This is a genomic window from Paenibacillus sp. FSL M7-0802, from assembly GCF_038004945.1.
GTDB classification, from domain to species: Bacteria; Bacillota; Bacilli; order Paenibacillales; family Paenibacillaceae; genus Paenibacillus; species Paenibacillus polymyxa_B.
This window is the reverse complement of sequence record NZ_JBBOSD010000001.1, coordinates 5,508,348-5,531,915: the sequence shown is the minus strand read 5'-3', so window position 1 is coordinate 5,531,915 and position 23,568 is coordinate 5,508,348. Positions and strand designations below refer to the sequence as shown.

The following is a 23,568-nucleotide window of genomic DNA, read 5'->3' as shown; positions in this document are numbered from 1 at the left end:
ATTTCTTCACCCCCGCAAAACGTTAAATCCTAGTTTAGCAGAAACCGTATCATTTAGATAGATTGAAGTAAAAACATACGTTTTATACAGGTTGTTCTTTGTAAAAATGACTTCTCTTATCCATTTTTATAGTTTGTAGCATTATAGAGCGTACTTAACCCTGCATCCTTTAGCTATGGTCATTTGCATTATAAAATGTTGAAATCCTGTATTGTACAACGTTTCAAGACATGGTATTCTTTATACAACATTAATCCAAGTGGAAAAGAGGGAATATATATGGCCGAAATCTTAATACGTAATACGAATGAACGAATTAGCGGTGAAGAACAAGTACGTGAATTTCTGGAGAGTCACGAGATATTGTATGAACATTGGGATGCTTCCAAATTGTCTGGGGAGTTGCAAGAAAACTTTACCTTAACAGATAATCAAAAGGCCGCTGTTCTCAAAACATTTGAACCTGAAATCAAGGATTTAGCCGCACGTCGCGGATATAAAATATGGGACGTTATCACTTTATCTGAAGCAACGCCGAATTTGGACGAGCTGCTGGCCAAGTTTGAGCAAATTCACACCCACACCGAGGATGAAATCCGTGCCATTGTCGCTGGTAAAGGCATCTTCATCATTAAAGGCCCTGAAGAGATCGGCTATTTTAACGTAGAGCTTTCACCGGGGGACGTTATCTCTGTACCTGAAAATATACCTCACTTCTTCACTTTAATGGAGAATCAAAAGATCGTCGCAATCCGCTTGTTCATCGAAGAAAATGGCTGGATTGCCGAACCGTATGAAGATCCAACCTTCATTAAAGCATAATTACGAATTTATCCTTGTGTGAATAAAAAAACTCCCTCTGCTCTGTAACAATAGCGAAGGGAGTTTTCTTAATACTCGTTTCTAAAGACTATTGATTTCTTACTTTAACGATTGAATAATTCCGTCCAATTCAGACAGATGCTTGATTTGGAACTTCGGCTTGATCTCTGTGGTATTGGTTTTAGTGTTTCGGTTCACCCAGACCGAGTGTACACCTGCTGCCAACGCTCCTTGAATATCAGTCGTCAGTTTATCTCCTACCATTAAAGCATGTTCAGGCTCAATACCAAGAAGCCCCAAAGCATGCTGGAATATAGACGGATCAGGCTTGCCTCGACCAAATGAACCTGAAATGACAACATGATCAAAGAAAGGAGCTAATTGAGGAACTCCATCCAGTTTCTCCTGTTGTAGATCAGGGGAGCCATTTGTCAGCAATAACAGCTTGTAATGTCCCTTCAATTGTTCTAGAATCTCGAACGTTTCTTCATATACATGTGGACGCGCGCGTCTTTCCGAAGCAAATTGGGTAGCCAGCTTTTCCGCCAACTTCTCATTATCTATCCCTAGTTGCTGGAGTCCTCTGCGCCATGATTCCTTTCGATAAACAGGGGCCAACTGTTCCAATTGGCGGAATTCAGGTTGCTCACCTGCTGTAAAATTCGCCCACAATCCTTCAAACGGATTAATGCCGATCATTTGAGTAAAACTAAAGGTTTCATAGGATTCATACAAAGCGCGTGCTTCCTTACGTACGGCTTCCTCCAGAGTTTTTGGATCAACGCCTGCTTCACGGGAGCCTGTTTGACACGCTGCATCAAATGCCTCTTCTACACTACGTTCATCCCACAAAAGGGTATCATCAAGATCAAACATTACCGCCTGAATCGTCATCTGAATTATCCACTCTCTTTCCACAGTATATGTACGCCTATTTGCTTGATTAAGCATTTGAATCGTTATGTGTGCCCATATTAAGCAAGCGGCCGCAGCATGTTATATGAAATAACATCATACGGCCTTTGTTACAGAGCTACAGGCTAAATCAGTTATTTCTTGTCTACCTGTATCTGATTGGATAGCGCAAACTTCTCAAGTCGCTCTGCAATGGCATCCGTGTCATAGCGACCTAATGATTTTGTGAAAATAAAATTACCACCCTTACCTTTTCTTTCAACGGTTACGTAACCCTTTTCAATCTTGATGGCTTTCATGTCCCCTGCCGTCATTGGACGTTCTCTACCACCTTTCAGCATATAGAGAGTATCCTTTCCCACTTTCAAATAAGGACGACGGATGAAAAAGATAACAGCCAGCATCAAGTACAGGCCGAATACAAGCCAATCCATCCCTCGCATACCGGTCTTAGTCAAAAAGTAACTCATAAGCATGTACAATACAGAAAGACCAGCCAGCATAATTGGCACAGTAATGTTACGGCCACGGAAAATATCCATTGTAGAACCTGCGCCGCTAATGGTTTGAATGCCTTGCTTTTTGCGCGATTTATTTAAATGCGCTGTGTTTTTGCGTACTTTTCTTTCAAATGATCGGGCCATCTCTCAATTCCTTCCCAGATATATTACATTAAAACAATTGCCTCAAAGCTGATCTATATAGATACCATAAAAGGTACCTAAAACAAAAGGCAAATTGCAGGCTTGGGCACTTTAACAACATTAATGCTTCAGCCCGTCATTTCCTTTCGATGTATCATCGTCCACAAATTCAATCGTCTCAAGCTGCTGCCGAAAATTACGGCGAATGTTACCTAAATAAATTTCCCGAAGATTGGCGCGCTCTGTGGCTTCCTCTTCCGTCAAACCCTCGGATTTTGCTTTGCGCGCTAATTCATTAATGCGCTGTACCAAGCTGTCTATATCCAAATTGTGTCCCCTCCATAAAAGCAAAGATATAATACACTTTGACATGTAGAAAAGAGCTTGTCAAGGCTCCCGTATTACGCTCCCTGACAAGCTCTAATAGACTATAGATCAGAAGTTAGGAAGCTTGAGTACCTGACCTGCCTGCACTCCCCGATCCTCCAAACCGTTAATCCGCACAATTCCTTCTATATATACCCGTGTATCCATTCGTTCCGGTTTATGATTTGCGGCAATCTCCCACAACGTATCCCCAGGTTGTACGGTCAGTTTAGCCACTTCTTCCTTGGAAGCTGAAGGTGCCGCGAAAACTGTAAGTACACCTGCCCCTGCAATCCAAGCAACAATCACTATAATAAGAAGCTTAAGTAAAAGAGTATTGGTAATAATCTGCATAAAACGTGCCCTACCCTCTTTTCGAGTCTCCTGTAAATTTTCTAAATTCATCGGAAAAATACTTTGATAAGTGCTATATTTCATCATTGGCTGTGTCCTCCAAACGTTTGTTCTTATGTTTTCACAATATAACACGAACATTTGTTTTGTTCAATAGAAAAGAGAACAAAAGTTCGCAATTATTTTCAGGGATTATTTAGAACTTATGTTTGTACGAACGGAGGTTCTATGCTATAATTTTCCCAAACGTTACTAAATGGGGTTGATACGGTATGTCTAAGATTTCGAGCCGCCAGCAGGCCATTCTTGAATTTATCCGCAATGAAGTGCGTCTAAAGGGATACCCCCCTTCTGTACGCGAAATAGGCGAGGCTGTCGGATTAGCCTCCAGTTCTACGGTTCATGGTCATTTGGATCGTTTAGAGAAAAAAGGACTCATTCGCCGCGATCCTACAAAACCACGGGCTATTGAGTTACTCGGTCAAGACGAATCGGATAACAGCAACTTGATTAATTACTCCATTAGTCGTGTCCCCGTCGTCGGCAAAGTAACTGCTGGCCTTCCTATTACGGCGACAGAAAATATTGAAGATTACTTTCCTCTTCCCCAACACTTTGTTGGTGAGGATAAAATATTCATGTTATCTGTTGTAGGCGAAAGCATGATTGAAGCTGGTATTGCTAACGGAGACTATGTAATCGTACGTCAGCAGCAGACCGCTGATAATGGTGATATTGTTGTAGCTATGACAGATGAAGACGAAGCTACAGTTAAAACCTTCTACAAAGAAAAGGATCATATTCGGCTTCAACCTGAAAATCCAGCCTTTGAACCGCTTCGCCTGACACACGTCAGCATTTTGGGCAAGGTTGTAGGACTCTTCCGGGACTTCCACTGATTTCTCGTTCTTTCTTCCCCGTTATTCTATCCACTAATACAAAACCGGCTGCCTAGGGCAAGCCGGTTTTGTATTGCTATTATGTTTATTATGTATCTCACAACTATTTTTTCATTTCAGCAACCTATCCCTATTTTTTCTACTAAAAATCAGCCTCCTCATCTCAAATAATCCCCCACTGACCTTGAGCAGCTATACTGTCATGGGCAAAACTAATAGATCTTTCTTTGTTTTAGATAAATATGGTATATTAATTACTTATAGCTCTGTAGGAGGAATTAAATGAAAAAAATTATAATTTCAGCGTTTGTTGTGATATTTATCGCCATAAGCTGTGTAGTTCCAACAATGGATCATTTGTATGCAAAAGAGAACTCCCACATAACAACCTATGACCGTATTAAGTATATACAAATACTTATCCATTTCAGGTATTTAGAAAAGCAACTCGAAGCTGTAATTTTCGAAAGAAATAATTATCCAGAAGACAGCCAAGAATATAAACAGCTCTCTGAACAACTGAATCATATTCTTGCTCAAGAGGCGTACTACGAGAAGAAACTTAACACTCTTAATAGTAAATAATTTTCATACTAACTGCCTATTATCTTTATCTACACTATTAGACTCATGCCGACCTGCCTGTAACATTCTCCTGCAACGTAAAGTTGAAAAGGCGAAGACAGGTTCGCATGAGTTTTTTTATTATCCATTAGGAATATAGGTACTAGCTTCTTTTTGCTTTTAATAGATTTATGCTGATACATTACTATCACAATTGACATATGTATATAGCAGAACTAAGCAAAGGAGATATGCAGATGATCAGAAATAGAGTTAAAACGTATAAGCATCGCATCGGGAAAAACAGATATCTGGTCGTTAAAGTCTTTCAAGCCGCAGCTGCTAAAACAGGAAGCGGAAATGCACTAGCAACCAATGCCTTGAATATCAAAATTTCCAAGCGTAAGCATAAACGCCACTAAGATTTAACCGTACCTTCATTTCTTGAAGGGAGGTGATATTATGAGCAGAAGACATTGCAAACGTGATTTAAGAAGAAGAAGATTAAACATCCGTTCCACTCAAAGAGCCATTGCGCGTGCAAGAGGTAACGCACTGGCTGTTAATCTGTTTAGCGTAAATGATAGACAACGCAGACGTTAATAATCGTTTTCAAGCAAAAGCGGGAAGGATTCTTCCTGCTTTTTTTGTGTTAAACGATACACCCAACTCCTAAATCCCATAGAACTGCTAAATTCAGTTGCCTTCCTTTTAAATACCATACATATTCAACTATGCTTCCACTGGTTAAAACAGAAGCGAAATGGTACCCAGTCAAAAGCAGCAGCATTCTTGACTCAAATACTTTGTGTACAACTGACCACACCTATAGCCCTCAAACTTGCTTCAGCTTTTTTCACTTAAGTATTCCGGCTGTATATCCGTCCATGGTTTGTACGTTGCTGCATTGTTTGCTCAATTTTTTATTTTAAAACTTTATAAGGCCCCACTTGCCCACCACCGTATTCCACAAACTCCATCATATCCTACTCAACGGCTGGACTACAGATGCTCTTATCTGACTTAATGCAGCTGAAAACAATTCGATATTGGATCAACACTTCATATGTATGATTCATGTTGATCAACTCGACAATTCATTCTGGATAAGCGCTAAAAATCCTTCTCTAAATAATCATACCCTTACATGATTATTTAGAAAGCTAATATCCGACACATAAAGATAAAATACAACAAACAAAGACAAGAAAAAATTTCTCTTCACAACCAATGAACTATGTACAAATACATTACACATGTATAACATTAAATACAAATACTAGAAAGGTGGTAACAATTAATGAAAAAAGTATCTTTACTAGCATCAGTAGCAATGCTTATCTCATCTGTAGCTTTTGCTGCACCTTCTTTTGCAGATCAGGTCACAAGTGACACTTATAGTTCATTACAAGACTCAAATAGAAGTATAGAGTCTGTTACGCCTTTTGCTAATGTTGAATATGTCGTTACTGTAAATACGGCCAATCTCAAAGATGCCGGAACAGACTCGAACATCTCTATAACTCTGTATGGTTCTAATGGAGATTATGCTACCGCTACACTCAATGGTAGCTTTGAACAAGGAGATTCCGATACAACAAGAATCAGCACTAGTAACCTAGGTGACATCAGAAAAAATTACTATTAGAACTGATGGATCTGGGTATAAACCAGGTTGGAAAATCGCTAATGTCAAAATATCTGGAAACGAGAAAACTTTCTCATTTGCAGGTCCTAACCGTTGGCTTGGTGACGGCGGTTCCGCAGATTCCGAAACACTTTTTCCATCCTAAAACAAATATTCATACAAAAGACTCTGTCGATATTTGGATAGAGTCTTTTAGTTTTGGATGAATAATCCTACTAAAATTGTATCGCCGTAATTATAACCCCATCTCAAGAATCAATTTTAAGAATAAACTCACTAATGGGAAAATGTTATGTAATTTTGCTATATAAACAAAAGCTAAGAAATGGCCGCTGGAAAAATATATTGAATCTACTAAGAAAATCATAGCTTTAAAAAGAATTCAAGCATCAAATCACAACACCTAATTTTTTCGATTTAGCATGTCTCTTTTAGTCTCAATACTTTTAAGTTGATCATGTACATTTTCGAATATTGGATTATTATTTCCATCTACCTGACTTAGCGTAGCTGCGAACAGTTCGGTATTCTACTTTACCAATTTGTACTTATGATCAACAGTTACATTACTCTCTTGTATTTTCACAATAATCTCATCCCCAATAGCCGCCAGTGAAAGCAATTAACCCTCAAGCCAATTCTCTTATCATAGGATACCTCCAAAGTATAATAAATCTTCTAAATACTATACTGAAAGATGTGTCAAAGTATCGTGCGTATTATCGCAAATAAAAGACTCATACCAGTTATTGTTGCAAACTAATAAGGCCCTATCTGAGATTAAATTTAGGTATTAGGAAGGATTGTACCCATTCAATGAAACATTCCCCTTCTTACAAAATACAATAAGCGCAAATCTATTATGGCAGGAAATCCACCAAGTATTCGCCAAAAGAGAAGCGAATACTGTAGCTATTGCCAAATAGCTTATGCGCTCATTGAGTTCAACTATTTGCCATCCATGAGTGAAGTGGTATTATCCAACAGTTCTTTTCACGAATTAAACCCAAAGTGATTTAGTGATGATAACTAAGAGAATAAAGAGCACTAAAATTGCCGCTGTAGAAGTCCATACACCGCCGCCACCTGCACCTTCATATGCACCCATGTCTTAAACCTCCTTTATTTGTCGTTCACCTTAATATATGTATAAATACGTTCAGTGATAGGGCATGCAGGTAAACAAAACAAAGGCTCACACCCAGATAAACCGGTAGAGCCTAATAATCTTTATAAAAGAATTAATTTCAAGATGATTACCAACAAAATGAAGAGTGCCAAGACAGCAGCTATCGATGTCCAAATCTTCCCGGCCGTCTCTTCGTAACCTCTTTCTATTCCTCTCACACGTAACGCCTCCTTTGTTTACTCCACAGGCTATGCGAGGTCTTGTTTATGGGATGGACTTCTAGGAAAATAAAAACACTTTACCAGCGTATCCAGCAAGGTGCCACTGATGAAGAACTTTTACTATTGCCACAACTAAAGAACAACAAGAAGGACTCCTACAGCATTTAGCTGATAGAGTCCTTCTTTATATCTGCCTTAATTCAATTTAATTGCATTGAGTTATGGCTTCGAGTATATATTTTTCACTCCTCAAGACTCAATTAATGAATTCTACTATATTCCAAAACAATAAACATCCCGTCAGCGCATGCCAGTAGGGTATCACCCATTCTTTCGGATTATGCAACGGTTTGGTGATATTTCAAAAGAATTTATGTAAGGTCAAGCTACTCGCCTTACGATATTAAACGTTCTGTCCAGTTCCAAGTACCTTGGCTTGTTACTTTGATCTTATCCCCAACGATAAAAAAGGCCGTTTTTGTGGTGGAATCCCCGAAGAAGCCCTTGTACCACTCTTTGCCTGGCTAATCGATTAAACCCTTCGGCGCGTTCCAGTGCCACCCCACATATCTATATTTGCTCCTTCAAAAACTTCAAGAAAATTCCTCTTAACATTAGATGGAAAGTAGAACTAACGTTCCAGTTAGTTATAGGGTTCCCAGTTCGTATCGCGTATATCTTTATCTGAGGCTTTTCTCACAAACTCTATGCATTTTTCTTCGCAAGCGCCAAAAACTTTATAATTTTGCTGGCCCTGTCTTAAAGATACTATGTTTGCCCCGCCATCATAATCAGGATCTGCAAACTGAATACCATCATCTTCCCAAAAACAAATTTCACAAATATCATAGGTTCCAGGCGGTTCATCGTTTAAGGTTTTGTAACCACAGCAAGGACAAGTATATTTTCCCACCGCTATAAGACCTCTCCTTATTATGTATCTATTTTTTTGTTCCGTTAGCCAGTTAAGTGAGTCCTTCATTACTTGTAATTAAAGGAGATAGGAAGATATCTTTCGGATAAATCGCTTTAAACTTTAAACATCAATATATCGGTCTCTATATCCTGTCTGTATCTGTATCAATCACATAACCAACCTCTGTGTCATCTTCAAAACGCAATCGATTAAAATTATGAAGTCGACAAAATATATCAGGTAAATCTCTAATATTAAGAGTTATCATTTTTGCTTGTATATACTTTTGATATAGTTCTTCTTGTGTGCATTGGTGACCAGTAATCAAATTTTGAAAAAAGTAACCTTCAATTTTAATAATCATAAAATCACCACTGGTGGTTAACCATTTTTTATAAATTTAGAATACTTACATAACAATTACTCAACTAAAGCGCATATTAACTTAACCTTAGTGAACAAATTAAAGCTCCCTTTCTAACACATTTGCTATGATAACTTCTATTTTTCTATTAATTTATTGAATATTTCTCTATCTTTGGAAGTAAAGTCGGAAATCCGTTTCTTTTGCTCGTACGTGTTGGTACTTGAATCCAATTTAATGAAGCCATTCTCACCAACCACATATACGATATTTTTTTCTATTTTATAAGACAGAACGTTATCAATCACTGAATTTGGAGCTTCAATTTGATGAGTGTATAGTATTGGAGGCTCACCCGCTCCTCCTCCTCTGTAAATCTGAAAAGTCCCATCTCCAAAAAACTCTAACGTATCTTTGCCATATGGGTACTTCCTGATCGTGTCGTCTCCAGAATTTTCCAGAAAAATTAAAGTAGTAGCTATAACTAGTAGAGAGATCAAAATGTAGATGTATCTGCGCTTCATCTGCACTTCACACCTCACTTCCAAGCCTTTTTTGTATCAGTTACTGTAACATAAGATGTATACTCATTGAGTGTTCCCCATGATTCCATTAAATTTGTTAGGTTGGCCGCAGCCCAACCGAGCTTGTTGTCCCCAGTAAACATTTGTTTAAAATTATATTCAAAATTATATACATCATAATATATTGTAGTAATTTTCCATTGTCCTTTTACATATGTTCCATCTATTTTGTACTTCATTTTGTGAAAAGCGTTATACAAATCTCTGTCACTTTCAATTGCAATAGACCCCTCACTTGAAAAACTTTTAACTTTTTTGTCGTTAGCTTTTTGTACTGCTTTATCAATTACATACATATTATGTTCTTTGGATTTTTTAATTTGCTGCGCCTCATACGACCACTCATTAAAGTGTAAATGTCCTGGTTTGTAATCAAGTGAATGCTGAAGTAAATTTGCTGTGATGTCCCCGTACTTCTTTCGAGCTATAGGAACAGCTACTAATGTAAATGCTTTACGATCAGGATAATGTATTACAGTGTCTGTCGAATCTTTTACCTGCTCTACGCCTCGCACCCAAGTCTTTTCTAGTTCTACCATAGGATTTTCAAACGGAAAAGTATTATTTCCTGCATACACTAACATATTCTTACTATATGCGCCTTCTAGTATTTTTTGCGAGACATCAGGCTGATCCTGTTCTCTTGTTTCCTTAGGTTCTAACTGAGGAGTGTACTGAATTTTTCCCAATTGATCTTCTTTTTGTTTTAAAACAAGTTCAAACTCAAGAATCTTTTTGCTGGTATCAATCTGTTCTTGATACTTATCTACATAAGCGTGTGTAAACGTAATATCACGGATCGCGTTTTCATTTCTCACGACTTGGATGTTACATTTTCGATAGTAGCCCTCACTATCAGGTTTATATTCTGCGTTTGCCCATGTGTACAGCATGTTGGAATTATCCGCATTGTCTATAACTGAAGGAAGCGAATGAAGCGGAATTTTGCTTCGAATATGTGGCGAATGAGCCGAGTTTGTAGCCTTTGCTGAAAGGTTTATGGAACTATTATTCTTATAAGTAAAGCCAGTGATCTCACCCTTTACAAACTCGATTGGTTCAACACCGGATTTGCGTTCTATTCTTAATGAAATGCTCATTGAGATAATCTCCTCTATTAATTCAATCTATTTTCGCAGGAAAAATTTATGAAAAATAATTTCCAAATATTAATATATACGAAAAATATTAAATAGTAAACATATTTTAACTTGGTAAAGGACGTAAAAAAGACCCGGTTACCTAGGGCCTTTTATGTACTTGCAGAAATAATATCCTCCAACTTAATCCAGCTAAAATCATCCTCACCGCGTGACAGCCGTACGTGAGTTGTAGGAATCTATTAGCGCTTGCTCGATTAGCTGCACTTCCTGATCATCCAACTCTGGCTTGCCGCGCCGTTGACGGTCTTTCATGAGCTTTAGATACGCTTCCTTATGTTCCAGTATGAAGATGCAGCTGCTTTCCCATAATCCATTACCTTCGAGTCTTTTTGACATGTATGTAGCCTCCTGATGTGTTATGCACAAATTATATTCTGAGTACAAAAAATAAACTCCCGATCATTGGAGGTTTAATACCGTATAATGCCTATTTCCAGACGAGGAAAATGTAATGATCTTTTGGTCACCATCCCAGCCCTCTATGATTACAATATATAGCGCATATCGCTCTTGTTGTCCCCTTCTTCCCAAAGCCAGCAACCGCGCGCCTTTATGTCCACTACACTGCTACCTGTCTTTATCTCCAGTTCCATCATGTTGGGCACCCGTCTTCGCTCAGCAGAATTATTGTAGAGTATTGGAGTAGCGTTCGATATCAGGTAACAAAGCGTTCAACTTCTTTGTTACCCGGCGTTTCCGTATACTATACAGATCAGAACAATGAACGACGAAAGCGGACACAACTATTATGCAACAACAATAGCGGAATAGACGGTTGCCAAAGTTACACTAAACTTTTGCAGAAGTTTACGATGGCGCACGTAAAGCCATGGAAAGAATATGGGGGCGATATTCCTGAGCCAATAGGATAAGACAAGAACAGCAGTAAATTTAATGTGTGTATTCCTAAAAGCCTACTCGTCCATTGTCAAAAGGGGCTACTGCCGAAAATTCTCCATTGAACCAGCATTGCCTTTACAAATTGAGCAAATGAGGGATTTACAATAAAGTTCGGACCTCCCCCCCATTAACCCAGCCTAAACAGACGCATCGCAGTTCGTGCCAACCTCAAACGGCAGGTCATTCACCCCATTAGTGCCAAGATGCCAAAGGCTGAGGATAGCTGCGAGTTCCCAAAAAACAGTGTTCAATAAAGCGTACAATCGCAGCACGTTAGTTACAGTTAACTAATCAGGAAATTATCCAAGTAGGAGGAAATAACCATGGCATTTGAAGGTTATAGAGAAGACAAGCGAGAACATTGGTTTGACTGGCCATTCCCCTTGTCGGTATCAATACTGTATGTGGATGCGGATGTAGATCTAGATGTAGATGAAACAGAAACGAAATGGTACCTCATTGACGAACAAGAAAAACACTTGATCCGAATTAGGGATGAAAAACAAATTGAACTGCTTCATCACTGCATGTATGGAGTCTTGTTAAATGACGAGAAGATCAACTGGATTATTGATAAAAATGGCGGTAGATTTACCTATCATGATGGTGTGGAAGATTATATCAAATCCCAGAAAGAATACCTTGATACATTATAAGAGGCGTGAACAGTTAAAAGCTCTACCGACCAATTAAGGTTAGCAGAGCTTTTAAATTTATTTAGAATATTCACTTACTTCAAATGTTAGGATACGATCATATAGCATGTAATCCTTTCGGCTGCTGAATGGACCTTTATTATTATCGTGTTTATTAATGGCGTATGAAGCCTATCCAGAACCAGCCTGCTTGCCCTCATACCATGAGATAAAGTCATTGACCTCTTTCATGCTTAGGTCAAACTCCTTTTCCAAACCAGTTGTCATAGTAACCACCAGAATTGCACGGTCCCCAGTTGGTAGAGATGGATCAGTTGGTTCGGGAGTTGGTGCCGGCTCAGGTGTGGAACCGTCAATCTTCCCGAATATCTCTATAGTATTAACCGGAGAATTTGCCAATGTACTCTGACTTCCTCCAATAACGTAAATTTGTCCACCTAATGTTATAGCCCCTGCCCTACTTCTGGCTTGCTTTAAGCTAGCCTCAGGAGACCAGTTATTCTGTTCAAAATCAAAGGATTCTACTGCATTAAGTTCATAACTACGTCCACCTGCTTCAGTTTTTCCAGCAATAGCAAATATTTTATTGGAATAAATGACAGCTTGGGCCCCTCCACGTGCTGTCAAAAGATTGGGTTTAGTTGACCAGTTATCGTTATCAGGATCACATTCAAGAAATGTGTTTAGTGAGACATTTGAATTATTATCAATATGTCTACCTGCTACAAGATAGATTTTGTCCTTATGTACAACTGCAGAGGAACCATGAAGTGTATTCGGCATAGGTTTCTTCGTTGAACAGCTGTCGGAAGCCGGATCATATACTTGGACAGTAGCAACTGAACGCGTATTTGTTGTCATCCCACCAAACACATAAATCTTTTCCTTATACAAAACACTTGTCAACGAACCTAAAGCCAGCCTGCGGCATAGCTTTCCTAACACTCCATGTATCTGTCTGGGTATTGTAAACTTCAACATTATTTACTGAGGAGCCTCCTGTCCAGCTAAAGGCATTACCTGTATAGCCACCAATAACATAAATATCATTTCTATAAACAACGGAAGTTGCTGTAGAACGAGCCGTAGGCATGCTACTTCCTGAGGCCCATATATTATTTTTCGGCTCATAAATTTGAACATCCTAATATGGGTTTGATCCTGAAGAACCACCGAAAATATATATCTTGCCATTCAATTCAGAAACAGCACTTACCGCCTTAGGATTTTCTATAGTCGTTTTAATCGACCATTCATCGCTTACAGCTTCTGCTTTTACCTCTATAGCTGACATATTCAAGAACACTATCACTACAATTAAAATGCTCCATAATGCTTTAATTTTACTTATCACTCGATCTCCTCCTAGCAATATATTGAACTATTACCAATATAAATCATTCTTAAAAACCTGTCTAAACATAAACTTGCTGATCTATAAATATAATCTAAATATTTGCATATTTATTTTTTAATGGGTATAAAAAAGACTCATACCAGTTACCCAGTTGAGCCTTTCACATCTACTCTAATTCAAACTGGTCAACGAAAAATCTCTGCCGACCAATTGTGGTTAGCAGAGATTTCTGTTTTATTTGAGCATTCACTTACCTCAAACGTTAAGGATTTTTTAATATTTAATTATAGCTGATCCTGCTTTAGCCCACTCTTTTGATTCTAATTGAATCCATCCATATACTTTTGAATCAGAGTTGATCTTTTGTTTTATCAGAGAAAGGTTCTCATAGCTACTGGAACCGTAAAGACTCCCTGTTTTTGGTGCAATTTTTACTGATAACGTATTTTCTATACTCGGTGTATTTTCATCACTTGTCCAGACCAAACGATTATAATAATTAGCATTAAAAGGATTTTCCAAACCATTAATTGAAAATTTCACTCTTTTCCCTGTAACTGATACATCTGTATATGCCGTGTCATCTTTAAATATTACTGATTGTAATAAAACTATTTCTTGATTTGTGAAATTTTTGTAAGTGTCAAGCGTTACAGTTGCTGCATCTGCAGAAGCTGACAACGGAGCAATAACTGAAAACAAGAGAGCGATTGTGGAAAAACATAAAGTAGCTTTCCTTCCTAATTTCATTCTCATTTTTTTGTCCTCTCCTTCTTTTAATACTCATTAATAAACATACAGCTTAATGACTGTCAAAGTAAGGGGAGCTTTGTCTGACATGAAAAATACACATTTGATTAAGTCTCCTTTTTCGCGTCCACTCTAAATTCAAACTGCTCACGAAAGAAATAAGATCCGTTAATCTTAATTAACTCCGGTGTAATCTTCTCCAACTGCGCCGTAGTCCACAATATCTATCAAATCCTCGCCCAACGGTTGTATTACACCAAAGCCACTAAACTTGGTGATATAAACAAACAAATTCAATAAACAATATTTTTCACCCTAACTAAAGAAAAGAACATCAGTGTCTGATGCCCTTTCAATTTGCAGCAGTTTCAAAAATTTAAGATTATGCGGTCCATTACAGATAAAGTGATTATTTCTGAAAGTACTTTGTTCCATTACTCGCAATGACGTCTTTGTACCAATGAAAACTTTTCTTTCTAATTCTTCTAAGCGTGCCAGAACCGTCATTGTTTTTGTCCACATAGATGTAACCATACCGCTTCTTCATTTCGCCGGTACCGTTACTCACAAGATCAATCGGCCCCCAACTTGTGTACCCTATAATATCAACCCCATCTTTTATTGCTTCAGCAATCTCTGCAAAGTGAAGATCCAAATACGAGATGCGGTAATCGTCTTCAATGGTATCGTTGTCCATAAGAGTATCTTGCGCACCAAGTCCATTCTCAACGATAAACAATGGTTTGTTGTACCTTTCATGCAACTGGTTGCAGGTAATACGCATGCCTTTTGGATCAATCGTCCATCCCCACTCGGAAGTTTCCAAGTAAGGATTGATTACGGAACCAAACACATTCCCATCCGTAAAATTTTTCAGAATTTCAGGATCAGCACTGGTACAACGGCTCGAATAATAGCTGAAACCGATGTAATCCACAGTATATGTCTTCAAAATCTCCAAATCTTCAGACTCAAGCTCTAGCTGAATTCCATTCTCGATGAAAAAGCGTTTGGCATAACCGGGATACTCCCCTTTGGACTGCACATCAATCAAGAAGTATGAATCACGCTCCATTTTCATTACTTCCCAGTAATCTTCCGGATTGCTACTGTATGGATACACATTTCCAGCCGCCGACATACATCCCATCATGGCGTTAGGAATAATTTCATGACAAGCCTTGACTGCTAGTGCACTTGCAACCAGTTCATGATGCGCTGCTTGATACAGAACTTGTTGTTTGTCCTCGCCTTCTTCAAAAATAATGCCCGCTCCTGTATAAGGAAGATGCAATAACATATTAATTTCATTGAATGTCATCCAGTATTTCACTTTATTTTTATAGCGTTCAAACAGTGTTTTAGAGTATTTTTCAAATAGTTTAATCATGATTCGGTTTTTCCAGCCGCCATACGTTTTCGCCAAGTTCACGGGTAAATCAAAGTGACAAATCGTAACGACAGGCTCAATATTGTACTTCAGAAGTTCATCAAACACGTCATCGTAAAATTGCAATCCTGCTTCATTTGGAGTTATATCGTCACCATTGGGAAAGATACGGGCCCAGGAGATCGACATTCGAAATGATTTGAAACCCATTTCAGCAAAAAGCGCGATATCCTCTTTATAACGATGATAAAAATCGATAGCTTCATGTGAAGGATAAAACTCGCCTTCCTCGGGTACAAATGAATTTAAGTTGCCAGTCGAAACCTGATTACGTTTGGGCCCCGTCGGCATCAAATCAATGGTCGTCAGTCCCTTACCATCAGCCAGGTAAGCTCCCTCAATTTGATTCGCAGCTGTAGCTCCACCCCACCAGAAAATTATCCGGGAATTTAGTGATTTCATTAAACATTTCCACGTACCTCCCTATTTTTTATACATATACTTTGATTAAATGTTCTTTTTCATTAACCATGTCATTTTTGGTCCCTACAATGACATCACTGACCTGAACACGATCACCATCCTTAACAAATGCATTGAAATGCTGACCTTTTAACTGAACCGTATCTTGTCCGATATGAATGAGTATTTCTACCCCGTCATCACTAATGAGACCAATGGCATGTTTAGTACGGTAAATCGTTTGTACAATGCCGTTCACTGGGGAAACGACACGTCCATTCGTGGGGCGGATGGCTATCCCTTTCCCCATATGCTCTCCTGCAAAAGTCTCGTCTTTAATATCTTGGAGTCTAACAACAGTACCGGTCATCGGACTAACAATTTCAAATGGTTGGTCATTCAATTGACTTATGTTGGGAATGGGTTCTTGTTTGTCGCCCATATTTGTTGACATTGTTTCTGTTGGATCTTTAAAACCAATGAAGTAGGTCAAGACAATTGATACGTCCCAGATGTTTCAGTAATCCAACCGAAAGCAAAAACAGTTCATTGAATCCTTTAATCATTCCTGTCGCAGCCATTCCGTTTTGGACAATCCTTCGTCCTTCAATTGAAAGCGCAATCGTGTTACACAATGAATAACTATGGTAACGCTTTCAATACCGCCAACTCGAGACAAAATCTCCTTGGTCAACTGGTCATAATTCATGAATGCTCTTCCTCTCAGCTGTGACTTTGCATTAAAAAAAACTGAATAGCTGCCCCGTGCATAGATCTTAGGCAACATCACCATGCTGGAAGTTTAGCGATCCAGGTTTTGCCCTGCGACGGTTAAATCCTGTAAGGCTGTGTTAGCGATTTCCGATTTGTCACAGCCCTCAAATTTTGTGAAAGTTAGCTGAAGGTACGTCTTTTCTGGCCAGAAATGGTATTGCCTGATTGAACAGTCACAATCCAGTTGATGTACAAGCTCCCTTTGCGGACAATAATAAAACACTCTTTTTTGAAAATGCAAGGTTTTTTCCTCAGGAATTTAACTTGTAGAGAGAAATCCACATGAACATTCTTACATTTCACATATGAAGTAATTTTGGCCCAAATATTCAAAAAATAATTTGGGCTTGATTGCTATTTAATCACATTACTTTGTATTTAACTGTTACTGTCGCTTTGACCTACTTTAGATTTCATCCTGATTCTCTCCGAATCAGATTATTGACAAGAACAAACCTTTGCTTTTATACTGATACCGAAATGAACGAAATACTAAAACCCGATGGATGTGGATTTTTCTAGAGAGTCATCTCTATTTTCGCCACACGAATGCCTTTACGCATTTGTGTGGCTTTTTTGTATTCAAAAAAGGAGGATTGTTCATGAAGTTGTGGCATTATGCAGTTATTGTTTTCTTGGGAGGTTGTTGTTACGGCATACTTTCCACATTTGTTAAACTGGCATATAGCGCTGGTTTTTCAACACCAGAGGTAACTGGTGTGCAGTATTTCTTTGGTGCAGTTTTGAGCTGGATGTTTGTAATTTTTGTAAAAAAGAAAAACCTTACGTACAAGCAGGTTACAAAACTCCTTCTATCCGGAATTCCATTTGGACTGACAGGTATGTTTTATTATCAATCGCTACAGACCATAAATGCTTCCCTAGCTATCGTCCTTTTATTTCAGTTTGTTTGGATTGGGACACTATACGAATGGGTTCTCCAGAAGAAAAAACCAACCAGGGGTAAACTTATCTCGATTGGAATACTGCTCATCGGCTCGGTTTTGGCGGCAAACATTTTTTCTCAAGGTGATCTCTCACTCTCGTGGCAAGGAACGATTTGGGGGCTATTGGCTGCTTCAACATTCGCTTTATTTGTTTTCCTCAGTGGTGCTGTTGCGAAAGAAACTTCGCCCATACTGAAAAGCGCCCTTCTTTCAACCGGAGCTGTTACTACTGTTTTTGTGGTATTTCCGCCAACCTTCTTATTTAACCTCGATGTGCTGGCAGGATTGAGTCCTTTTGGATTAGTCCTCGGGGTGTTCGGAGTTGTGCTGCCTCCGCTTTTGTACTCCATAGGTATGCCACATATTGGTTCAGGAATGGGTACAATTATGACTGCATCTGAATTACCCATGGCCGTTATTATGTCTTCTCTTGTATTAGGAGAATTTGTAGGCTGGTCTCAATGGATCGGTGTTATCATCATTTTATGTGGCATCGCATTTAGCAACATAAGACACAGAGGATCAAAACCACAGACTTTAGTGAAGAAGAACACAGCATAACAAGATATCTATAATTTTAATAGGTTAGATGGACAATGATTTCAGAATAAGATTTGAAGCATTTACAACGCTGTGTAAAATGCGGGGGCTTATAACGCTCATCCCAGATTTCAAAATCATAGTCTTAGAAGATTCACCCGCTCTGTTCAAACAAAAAAGGACCTATCGGTCCTTTTTGAATATATGGCTAAACCTGTTTTTCATGTTTGAAAGGTTAAATTTTTTTTCGCAGGATTAGATTCCTCAGTTTCAAATATAGCTCCCCAAATTTTCCAAACTCGTATGTTTTCTGTTTTTATTATCAAGCATAATCAAATTATCTTTAGGCTGATTAAGCTCCTCTTTTAGACTCTTAGCCTCATTATTATGCTCAATGAAAGTTGCTTCGATGAAGTGAAGCTCGTTAAATATTTTGTTCTTGTCATTTTTGTAAACTTCAAAGATTTGTTCAATATTTGGAAAGTATACATCATCATTTTCTGTTAATCCGATAGTCCTTGGGATTCGCTTGTTTAAATCATGGATTGCTTCAGGTATACGCCAGATCCATGTATTCCTGCCGATCCCGGTTTCCTTTTCTAAGAGAAGATAAGTTAGTTAATGGTCTAGAGGAAAAACGAGGCAAAGCAAAAGGGCCAGGCATCGGCAGACCTCGAACACGACCCGAATATCCGGAGGTCAAGCTGAAACGCCTCGAAGCGAAAAATGAAATGCTAAAAAAGCTCTTGCAAATGTGAACGGAGGAATGGATGCTGTACCCAAGAGTAAAAAGTTTGCGGTGATCCAAGAATTGCTTAGTAAGGGACATAGCATCGTACTACTATGGCAAGAAAGTAGCCTACGTTGTTTCTGGCAATCATCTGAACCGGGAGTTTAAGACTGACCAGCCGAATCAAAAGTGGGTAACGGACATCACTTACCTCATGTTCAATGGACAGAGACTCTACCTTTCCGCGATTCAGGATCTTCTTAACAACGTAATGGTTGCCTACCAGATCAGCCGCAGAAAGATTTGAGCCTGGTGTTAGATACGGTGAAAAAGGCAAGGAAGCGACAGGACGCGCGAGGTGTTACTGCATAGCGACCAAGGATTTCAATATACCTCTCGCCTCAGCTCAACAGGTGGAGCATGCCATCCAGAAGTATATCCATTTCTACAACCATGAACGCTCTCATGAGAAACTAAACAACCTGACTCCTTATGAATACAGTACTCAGGCTGCTTAATTATTGCTTTTTGATAGCTGCCTGCTTGAAAGGGGTCACTTCATGATTGCGGAATTTGCGAAGAAACCAAGATCAGATAGCGACTTGACCTTCTTCGGCTTTTTATTTTCCACCTTACCACCGTGGAGAATGATTTCGAATTCCCGGTTTCTGTTCTTGGCCTTCTTTCGTCGTCAGGCTCATAATCTTCATCAGGTGGAAACGACTCCTTATAGAAATCGTTCTAAGAGGCCGTCCAACTCCTTAATGCCCTCTTCATCTACATTTTCGTATTCATCCTCCGTCAGTCCTTCTACCAACACAAGATTAAAGGCTTCCTTATGCAATGCCTAAACTTTAGGCCAATCGACCTCGGCCCGTTCTTCTGTAGCTTCCCATTTTTCGCGACCAATCGAAAAAGAAAATTTATATTGATTGCCGCTCATGAGTTGTCGTTTCTGACGGATCAAAGCAATAGTTCCTATTTTGTCACAACAAAAAAAGAAGGTAGGAAAAGTTTCCTGACCTTCTTAGCATCCATATTTCTATGTCTGAATAATATCATTGCTTTTTACCATGTTACTACGGATTTTCCATTTTAACTTTAAAGATAGGCTTTGGAGTAGTGGTAATGTTTAATGGATCTTATTACTACCACTACGTTCTCTTGCCATGCTACACAATCCCCCCCATAAATACGTCTGCTTACTATGAGTGTAATTAGACAAACTGACGATATGAAATCGTACAGTCTTTTCTAAAGCGGCTACATATAATGTTCTATATATCATTAAGAATGGCTTAAATAGTCAACTTTAATATAGTAAGAGTAGTATTGGTAAAGTTATGAAGTTGGGCTGGGGTTGCATTTGCATTTACTAATTGAATAGTTGTAGGAACGACCCCTACAGTAATAATGACTTCTGCCGAAGTTGGTCCGCCACCGTTACCCGTGAAAGGTACTGGGGTAACAGGGAATCCATTTACGGTAAGGTTAAAGTCAGCATTGCCTTGGTTATGAATTGTAAAATCTATTAGATAGCTCCCCGTTTCGTTGATTGTTATCGTTGGAGATGGAGGAGTAAAAGTAAATGCACCACCAACATTAGCCAAAACTCCAGTAAAGGTAATTGGTGAGTTACCCGGAACTGTGTCGGTTCCCGTACCAGGATCTGCTCGGAAAACACTTAAGAAGTCTGATATCCCGGCGCCAGCAGGCCCTGCTGCCCCCGTTGCTCCTGCTGGTCCTACCGTTCCCGCTGGTCCTGCTGGACCTATCGCTCCTGCCGGTCCCACTGGTCCTGCTGGACCTACTGCTCCTGCTGGTCCTGTTGGTCCAGGAATTCCTTGAAAACCTTGTAGCCCTTGCTGGCCTTGAGCGCCTGGAACTCCCTGTGGACCCGGCAGTCCCTGTGGTCCCTGAGGTCCTTGAGGTCCTTGAGGTCCTCGGATCCCTTTAACAATAACTTTCGGTAAAACTTTGACTTTTTTAACTACACATCTTCTAAATTTTCTCCGATGCATTTTCTTTTGCCAATAATAATGTCGAAACATATTTAATGATCACCTCCAAAGTCTAGTCAAAGTAGTTTATTGTGCAATTAACCAAAAAGATTGGGCTGTTGACTTCATCTTGGGAAAATAGGCATAGGTCTGACTCTATCGTGTTAGCATTATTACAGCTCATCCTTCTGAAGCTTATATCCAGTTCAATCAACCGATCCAGATTCTGCACTATCTGCATTTTTATATTTCTAGCCTGTAGGTCTTTGACCCACTGAGCTATACCAGCCTTAACAATCTTTCGGTACTATACCATTGATCAAGGATACCCTCTACGAACTCTATTTCGCGCTGTAGTAGTGTCTCTTGCTATTCGTTGTCTGTCCCATTGTCATTGGGGAGACGTTCACGCGTCTCCCTTTTTATTTATACTAGGCAGAATATACACAAACTTGTGAACCATCTGCGGTTACATTAATATAGTGAATGCTACGTTAAACAACGGTTTTATATATGGGGGAGAATAAATAACAATGGTTAACAAAGAAATATCTTCTGGTGACCAAAATTCTTGGACAGCATCTGATAAGATTCATACCGACCTGCTTGCCGCTAAAGTTTCAGTTTATAATCCATGCAATTTTAAATGTACTGGACCAATTCCAGAAAAACAAAACGCTGACTATGGGGCCTACTTCTTTAATTTAAATGCCCACTCTATACGATTCCGTATTGCAAAGACAACTCCAAAAAAGATCGGGCAATTTGTGACTATATATAAGAGAATTGGGGATGGACCAATACAACCCTATGACGTATCAGATCCAATCGACTTTTTGGTTATTAGTGCACGTAAAGACAGTAGCTTGGGGCAATTTGTATTCCCAAAATCCATTCTGATTAAACATAAAATATTATCTAACAAAGGTGAAGGTGGTAAAAGAGCAATACGTATTTATCCACCATGGGACACGCCTACAAGCCTTCAGGCTCAAAAAACTCAGACATGGCAGTTAAAGTATTTTCTTAACATACCTGTAAACGAACCAATAGACATTTCTCGTGCAAACGTACTTTACGATTTAGAATAATGTGTTGCAACATTAGAAAGACGTACCGGCTCCATGCCGGTTGCCTGCTGATATCGCATTTTAATCACATCACAAAATACCGGGTCCAGTTCCATGGTCCTGCAACAGCGGTCAAGCTAATCACAGGCCATAAGGGTAGAGCCGCTGCCGCCAAAGAAATTGACAACTACGCCACTAAGCTGGCTACTATTCATAATGGGAATAGCTAGTAGATCAAGGGGCATCTGAGTGGGGTGAACATACTTATTTACATTGCCCCGTGAAACTTCCCATACTGTCCTAGGCAGCGGTTCCTCAACAGGAAGACCAGCCTTCCATACCGTAGTCTGTGTTCCGATCACCGTATCGGGCTGGAGCCTTGCTTTTCAGATGAGCGTAAAAGATCGGCTCATGTTTAAAACGATACTGTGCCCAACCAAAGGAAGCAGCATTCATAGCATCCTCAAATTTTCTTTCTACAATAACAAAAGTATGTTTCTTAGTAGAAACAAAAGCCTGATGAACAAGTGTCATCAGGCTTTGCTAAAATCAGGACGGCTGCTTTGGTTTAAATAGAGAGCGGTATTATGGTAAAGAAATATTTGAAAAGTTAAAGACAGGAGAACATATTTATAAGGGTTTAACGTACATATTTTTAGAATATTAAAAAAAATATAAATCGCAAATATTGGATTTTGGTACACAACTTTATTGTATATCGCACAGGGGAAAATAATTGTAGTTGACTCGCTAGTACACAACTTTATTGTTCTAAGAAAACTCCATAAAATAAGTTTTAGACTGACCTTAGAAATTAGAACAGCGACAACCAAGGATGAAAAAATAAAGGTCCTAGACTGTCGCTGTTCCATTAAACTAACGTGTCCCGTTAGTTCAATACCAATCCCATTCCGAGTAATGGTGATTATTAGGCCCTGTTAGAGCCTCGCGAACGTGATGTAATCGACTTGGGCAGGCTCTGCCGATTCGATCCGAAGTGCCCGGTTGATCTGCCCCCGGTGATATTGCCCATGTAAGAGGACCTGCGACAGGATGTCCCGTACGGACGTTCGGAACGGAACCCCGCTCTGGTTCGCATAGTCGATCATCTCGTCCAACTCGGATTCCTCGAGCCCTTCGATATAGACGCGATATTGCTCGGCGTTTTCTTCGAACATCGTCCGGATCGCCTTCAGATCTTCCACTTCCTCCCACAACGAATATTGCGTGCTGCCCTTGCCCTGCAATCGGGACAGCCAGACTCGTTCCGCGACCGCGACGTGCCGAACCAGCTTCAGAAGGTCCTTGTTCTTCGTCTCACTCTCCTCAAGCACGTCCAAGATGCGCCCGTCCGCCCAGTACAGGTGGTCCATCATGCACTTGATCGTCTTCATTTCGGTTCC

General features: G+C 39.4%; 29 protein-coding genes and 4 pseudogenes. 10 read left to right on the top strand and 23 right to left on the bottom strand.

Annotation, left to right across the window (positions count from 1 at the left end; all coding sequences use genetic code 11):
* Nucleotides 1-279 precede the first annotated feature (279 nt).
* Nucleotides 280-822, top strand: coding sequence for a 1,2-dihydroxy-3-keto-5-methylthiopentene dioxygenase (locus MHB54_RS25340; protein WP_264453688.1), 543 nt, complete (start codon nt 280-282; stop codon nt 820-822).
* 99 nt (nt 823-921) lie between these two features.
* On the opposite strand, the gene MHB54_RS25335 is transcribed toward MHB54_RS25340, so the two are convergent.
* The 4 genes from MHB54_RS25335 to MHB54_RS25320 all read right to left on the bottom strand — a co-directional run bounded on the left by MHB54_RS25335 (nt 922) and on the right by MHB54_RS25320 (nt 3,185).
* Nucleotides 922-1,716, bottom strand: coding sequence for an HAD family hydrolase (locus MHB54_RS25335; protein WP_023989002.1), 795 nt, complete (start codon nt 1,714-1,716; stop codon nt 922-924).
* Between the two features lie 155 nt (nt 1,717-1,871).
* Nucleotides 1,872-2,381, bottom strand: coding sequence for a hypothetical protein (locus MHB54_RS25330; RefSeq protein ID WP_023989003.1), 510 nt, complete (start codon nt 2,379-2,381; stop codon nt 1,872-1,874).
* Between the two features lie 120 nt (nt 2,382-2,501).
* On the bottom strand, nt 2,502-2,708 hold the full coding sequence (locus MHB54_RS25325) for a DUF896 domain-containing protein (RefSeq protein ID WP_013310543.1): 207 nt from the start codon (nt 2,706-2,708) through the stop codon (nt 2,502-2,504).
* Between the two features lie 108 nt (nt 2,709-2,816).
* Entirely contained in the window at nt 2,817-3,185 is a 369-nt protein-coding gene (locus MHB54_RS25320; protein WP_264454828.1) for a LysM peptidoglycan-binding domain-containing protein, read from the bottom strand.
* A gap of 188 nt (nt 3,186-3,373) precedes the next feature.
* Here MHB54_RS25320 and lexA point away from each other — a divergent pair, with 188 nt between their 5' ends.
* The 5 genes from lexA to MHB54_RS25295 all read left to right on the top strand — a co-directional run bounded on the left by lexA (nt 3,374) and on the right by MHB54_RS25295 (nt 6,212).
* Nucleotides 3,374-4,000, top strand: a complete 627-nt coding sequence (gene lexA, locus MHB54_RS25315) for a transcriptional repressor LexA (protein WP_013310545.1) — start codon at nt 3,374-3,376, stop codon at nt 3,998-4,000.
* Between the two features lie 282 nt (nt 4,001-4,282).
* Nucleotides 4,283-4,585: a hypothetical protein gene (locus MHB54_RS25310; protein ID WP_028541732.1), complete on the top strand. Its 303-nt coding sequence runs from the start codon at nt 4,283-4,285 to the stop codon at nt 4,583-4,585.
* A gap of 236 nt (nt 4,586-4,821) precedes the next feature.
* Nucleotides 4,822-4,986: a hypothetical protein gene (locus MHB54_RS25305; protein ID WP_013310546.1), complete on the top strand. Its 165-nt coding sequence runs from the start codon at nt 4,822-4,824 to the stop codon at nt 4,984-4,986.
* A gap of 40 nt (nt 4,987-5,026) precedes the next feature.
* Entirely contained in the window at nt 5,027-5,167 is a 141-nt protein-coding gene (locus tag MHB54_RS25300; RefSeq protein WP_167348633.1) for a hypothetical protein, read from the top strand.
* 697 nt (nt 5,168-5,864) lie between these two features.
* Nucleotides 5,865-6,212, top strand: coding sequence for a PLAT/LH2 domain-containing protein (locus tag MHB54_RS25295; protein WP_264453687.1), 348 nt, complete (start codon nt 5,865-5,867; stop codon nt 6,210-6,212).
* 1,000 nt (nt 6,213-7,212) lie between these two features.
* On the opposite strand, the gene MHB54_RS25290 is transcribed toward MHB54_RS25295, so the two are convergent.
* The 6 genes and pseudogenes from MHB54_RS25290 to MHB54_RS25260 all read right to left on the bottom strand — a co-directional run bounded on the left by MHB54_RS25290 (nt 7,213) and on the right by MHB54_RS25260 (nt 10,925).
* Nucleotides 7,213-7,320 carry a hypothetical protein gene (locus MHB54_RS25290; RefSeq protein WP_023989007.1) on the bottom strand — a complete coding sequence of 36 codons (108 nt, stop codon included), beginning with the start codon at nt 7,318-7,320 and terminating at the stop codon, nt 7,213-7,215.
* A gap of 885 nt (nt 7,321-8,205) precedes the next feature.
* Complete coding sequence (locus MHB54_RS25280; protein ID WP_023989009.1) at nt 8,206-8,475, bottom strand: CPCC family cysteine-rich protein; 270 nt, start codon at nt 8,473-8,475, stop codon at nt 8,206-8,208.
* Between the two features lie 145 nt (nt 8,476-8,620).
* On the bottom strand, nt 8,621-8,842 hold the full coding sequence (locus MHB54_RS25275; RefSeq protein WP_264453686.1) for a hypothetical protein: 222 nt from the start codon (nt 8,840-8,842) through the stop codon (nt 8,621-8,623).
* Nucleotides 8,843-8,979: 137 nt separating this feature from the next.
* A complete protein-coding gene (locus MHB54_RS25270; protein WP_264453685.1) occupies nt 8,980-9,366 on the bottom strand; it encodes a hypothetical protein in 387 nt (128 codons plus the stop codon).
* Nucleotides 9,367-9,380: 14 nt separating this feature from the next.
* Nucleotides 9,381-10,526: a hypothetical protein gene (locus tag MHB54_RS25265; RefSeq protein WP_264453684.1), complete on the bottom strand. Its 1,146-nt coding sequence runs from the start codon at nt 10,524-10,526 to the stop codon at nt 9,381-9,383.
* Between the two features lie 152 nt (nt 10,527-10,678).
* Nucleotides 10,679-10,925, bottom strand: a pseudogene (locus MHB54_RS25260) (YolD-like family protein).
* Nucleotides 10,926-11,812: 887 nt separating this feature from the next.
* Between MHB54_RS25260 and MHB54_RS25255 the strand changes: the two are divergent.
* Nucleotides 11,813-12,145 carry a hypothetical protein gene (locus MHB54_RS25255; protein ID WP_023989013.1) on the top strand — a complete coding sequence of 111 codons (333 nt, stop codon included), beginning with the start codon at nt 11,813-11,815 and terminating at the stop codon, nt 12,143-12,145.
* A gap of 57 nt (nt 12,146-12,202) precedes the next feature.
* On the opposite strand, the pseudogene MHB54_RS28790 reads toward MHB54_RS25255, so the two are convergent.
* The 9 genes and pseudogenes from MHB54_RS28790 to MHB54_RS25215 form a co-directional block, all read right to left on the bottom strand.
* Nucleotides 12,203-12,448 (bottom strand): annotated as a pseudogene (locus MHB54_RS28790) (fibronectin type III domain-containing protein); the annotation flags it as partial.
* Nucleotides 12,449-12,520: 72 nt separating this feature from the next.
* A pseudogene (locus MHB54_RS25245) lies at nt 12,521-13,126 on the bottom strand (Kelch repeat-containing protein); the annotation flags it as partial.
* A complete protein-coding gene (locus tag MHB54_RS28785) occupies nt 13,032-13,238 on the bottom strand; it encodes a kelch repeat-containing protein (protein ID WP_413630573.1) in 207 nt (68 codons plus the stop codon). The pseudogene MHB54_RS25245 and the gene MHB54_RS28785, both read right to left, overlap by 95 nt.
* 51 nt (nt 13,239-13,289) lie before the next feature.
* Complete coding sequence (locus MHB54_RS25240) at nt 13,290-13,499, bottom strand: hypothetical protein (RefSeq protein ID WP_068942639.1); 210 nt, start codon at nt 13,497-13,499, stop codon at nt 13,290-13,292.
* 276 nt (nt 13,500-13,775) lie between these two features.
* Nucleotides 13,776-14,258: a hypothetical protein gene (locus MHB54_RS25235; RefSeq protein ID WP_264453682.1), complete on the bottom strand. Its 483-nt coding sequence runs from the start codon at nt 14,256-14,258 to the stop codon at nt 13,776-13,778.
* A 168-nt stretch (nt 14,259-14,426) separates the two neighbouring features.
* The gene (locus tag MHB54_RS25230; RefSeq protein ID WP_256026491.1) at nt 14,427-14,549 is read right to left on the bottom strand and encodes a hypothetical protein; all 123 of its coding nucleotides are present in this window, start codon (nt 14,547-14,549) and stop codon (nt 14,427-14,429) included.
* Between the two features lie 112 nt (nt 14,550-14,661).
* Nucleotides 14,662-16,104 carry a 6-phospho-beta-glucosidase gene (locus MHB54_RS25225; protein WP_264453680.1) on the bottom strand — a complete coding sequence of 481 codons (1,443 nt, stop codon included), beginning with the start codon at nt 16,102-16,104 and terminating at the stop codon, nt 14,662-14,664.
* Nucleotides 16,105-16,132: 28 nt separating this feature from the next.
* Nucleotides 16,133-16,558 (bottom strand): PTS sugar transporter subunit IIA, encoded by a 426-nt coding sequence (locus MHB54_RS25220; RefSeq protein ID WP_264453679.1) that lies wholly within the window; start codon nt 16,556-16,558, stop codon nt 16,133-16,135.
* A 117-nt stretch (nt 16,559-16,675) separates the two neighbouring features.
* A pseudogene (locus tag MHB54_RS25215) lies at nt 16,676-16,813 on the bottom strand (PTS transporter subunit EIIB); the annotation flags it as partial.
* 667 nt (nt 16,814-17,480) lie between these two features.
* Here MHB54_RS25215 and MHB54_RS25210 point away from each other — a divergent pair.
* Together MHB54_RS25210 and MHB54_RS28780 are read left to right on the top strand one after the other, a co-directional pair.
* A complete protein-coding gene (locus MHB54_RS25210) occupies nt 17,481-18,386 on the top strand; it encodes an EamA family transporter (RefSeq protein WP_076159201.1) in 906 nt (301 codons plus the stop codon).
* Between the two features lie 984 nt (nt 18,387-19,370).
* Entirely contained in the window at nt 19,371-19,613 is a 243-nt protein-coding gene (locus tag MHB54_RS28780) for an IS3 family transposase (RefSeq protein WP_143758222.1), read from the top strand.
* A 780-nt stretch (nt 19,614-20,393) separates the two neighbouring features.
* Here MHB54_RS28780 and MHB54_RS25205 read toward each other — a convergent pair.
* Complete coding sequence (locus MHB54_RS25205; protein WP_264453677.1) at nt 20,394-21,146, bottom strand: collagen-like protein; 753 nt, start codon at nt 21,144-21,146, stop codon at nt 20,394-20,396.
* Between the two features lie 482 nt (nt 21,147-21,628).
* Here MHB54_RS25205 and MHB54_RS25200 point away from each other — a divergent pair, with 482 nt between their 5' ends.
* Complete coding sequence (locus MHB54_RS25200; RefSeq protein ID WP_049828348.1) at nt 21,629-22,186, top strand: MepB family protein; 558 nt, start codon at nt 21,629-21,631, stop codon at nt 22,184-22,186.
* Nucleotides 22,187-22,302: 116 nt separating this feature from the next.
* Here MHB54_RS25200 and MHB54_RS28775 read toward each other — a convergent pair whose 3' ends face one another.
* The 3 genes from MHB54_RS28775 to MHB54_RS25190 form a co-directional block, all read right to left on the bottom strand.
* Nucleotides 22,303-22,527 carry a DNA methyltransferase gene (locus MHB54_RS28775; protein ID WP_370671133.1) on the bottom strand — a complete coding sequence of 75 codons (225 nt, stop codon included), beginning with the start codon at nt 22,525-22,527 and terminating at the stop codon, nt 22,303-22,305.
* Nucleotides 22,481-22,699 (bottom strand): hypothetical protein, encoded by a 219-nt coding sequence (locus MHB54_RS28770; protein WP_023989025.1) that lies wholly within the window; start codon nt 22,697-22,699, stop codon nt 22,481-22,483. The genes MHB54_RS28775 and MHB54_RS28770 overlap by 47 nt, the downstream gene beginning before the upstream one ends.
* A 404-nt stretch (nt 22,700-23,103) precedes the next feature.
* Nucleotides 23,104-23,559 carry a DinB family protein gene (locus MHB54_RS25190; protein ID WP_071558644.1) on the bottom strand — a complete coding sequence of 152 codons (456 nt, stop codon included), beginning with the start codon at nt 23,557-23,559 and terminating at the stop codon, nt 23,104-23,106.
* Between the last annotated feature and the right edge of the window lie 9 nt (nt 23,560-23,568).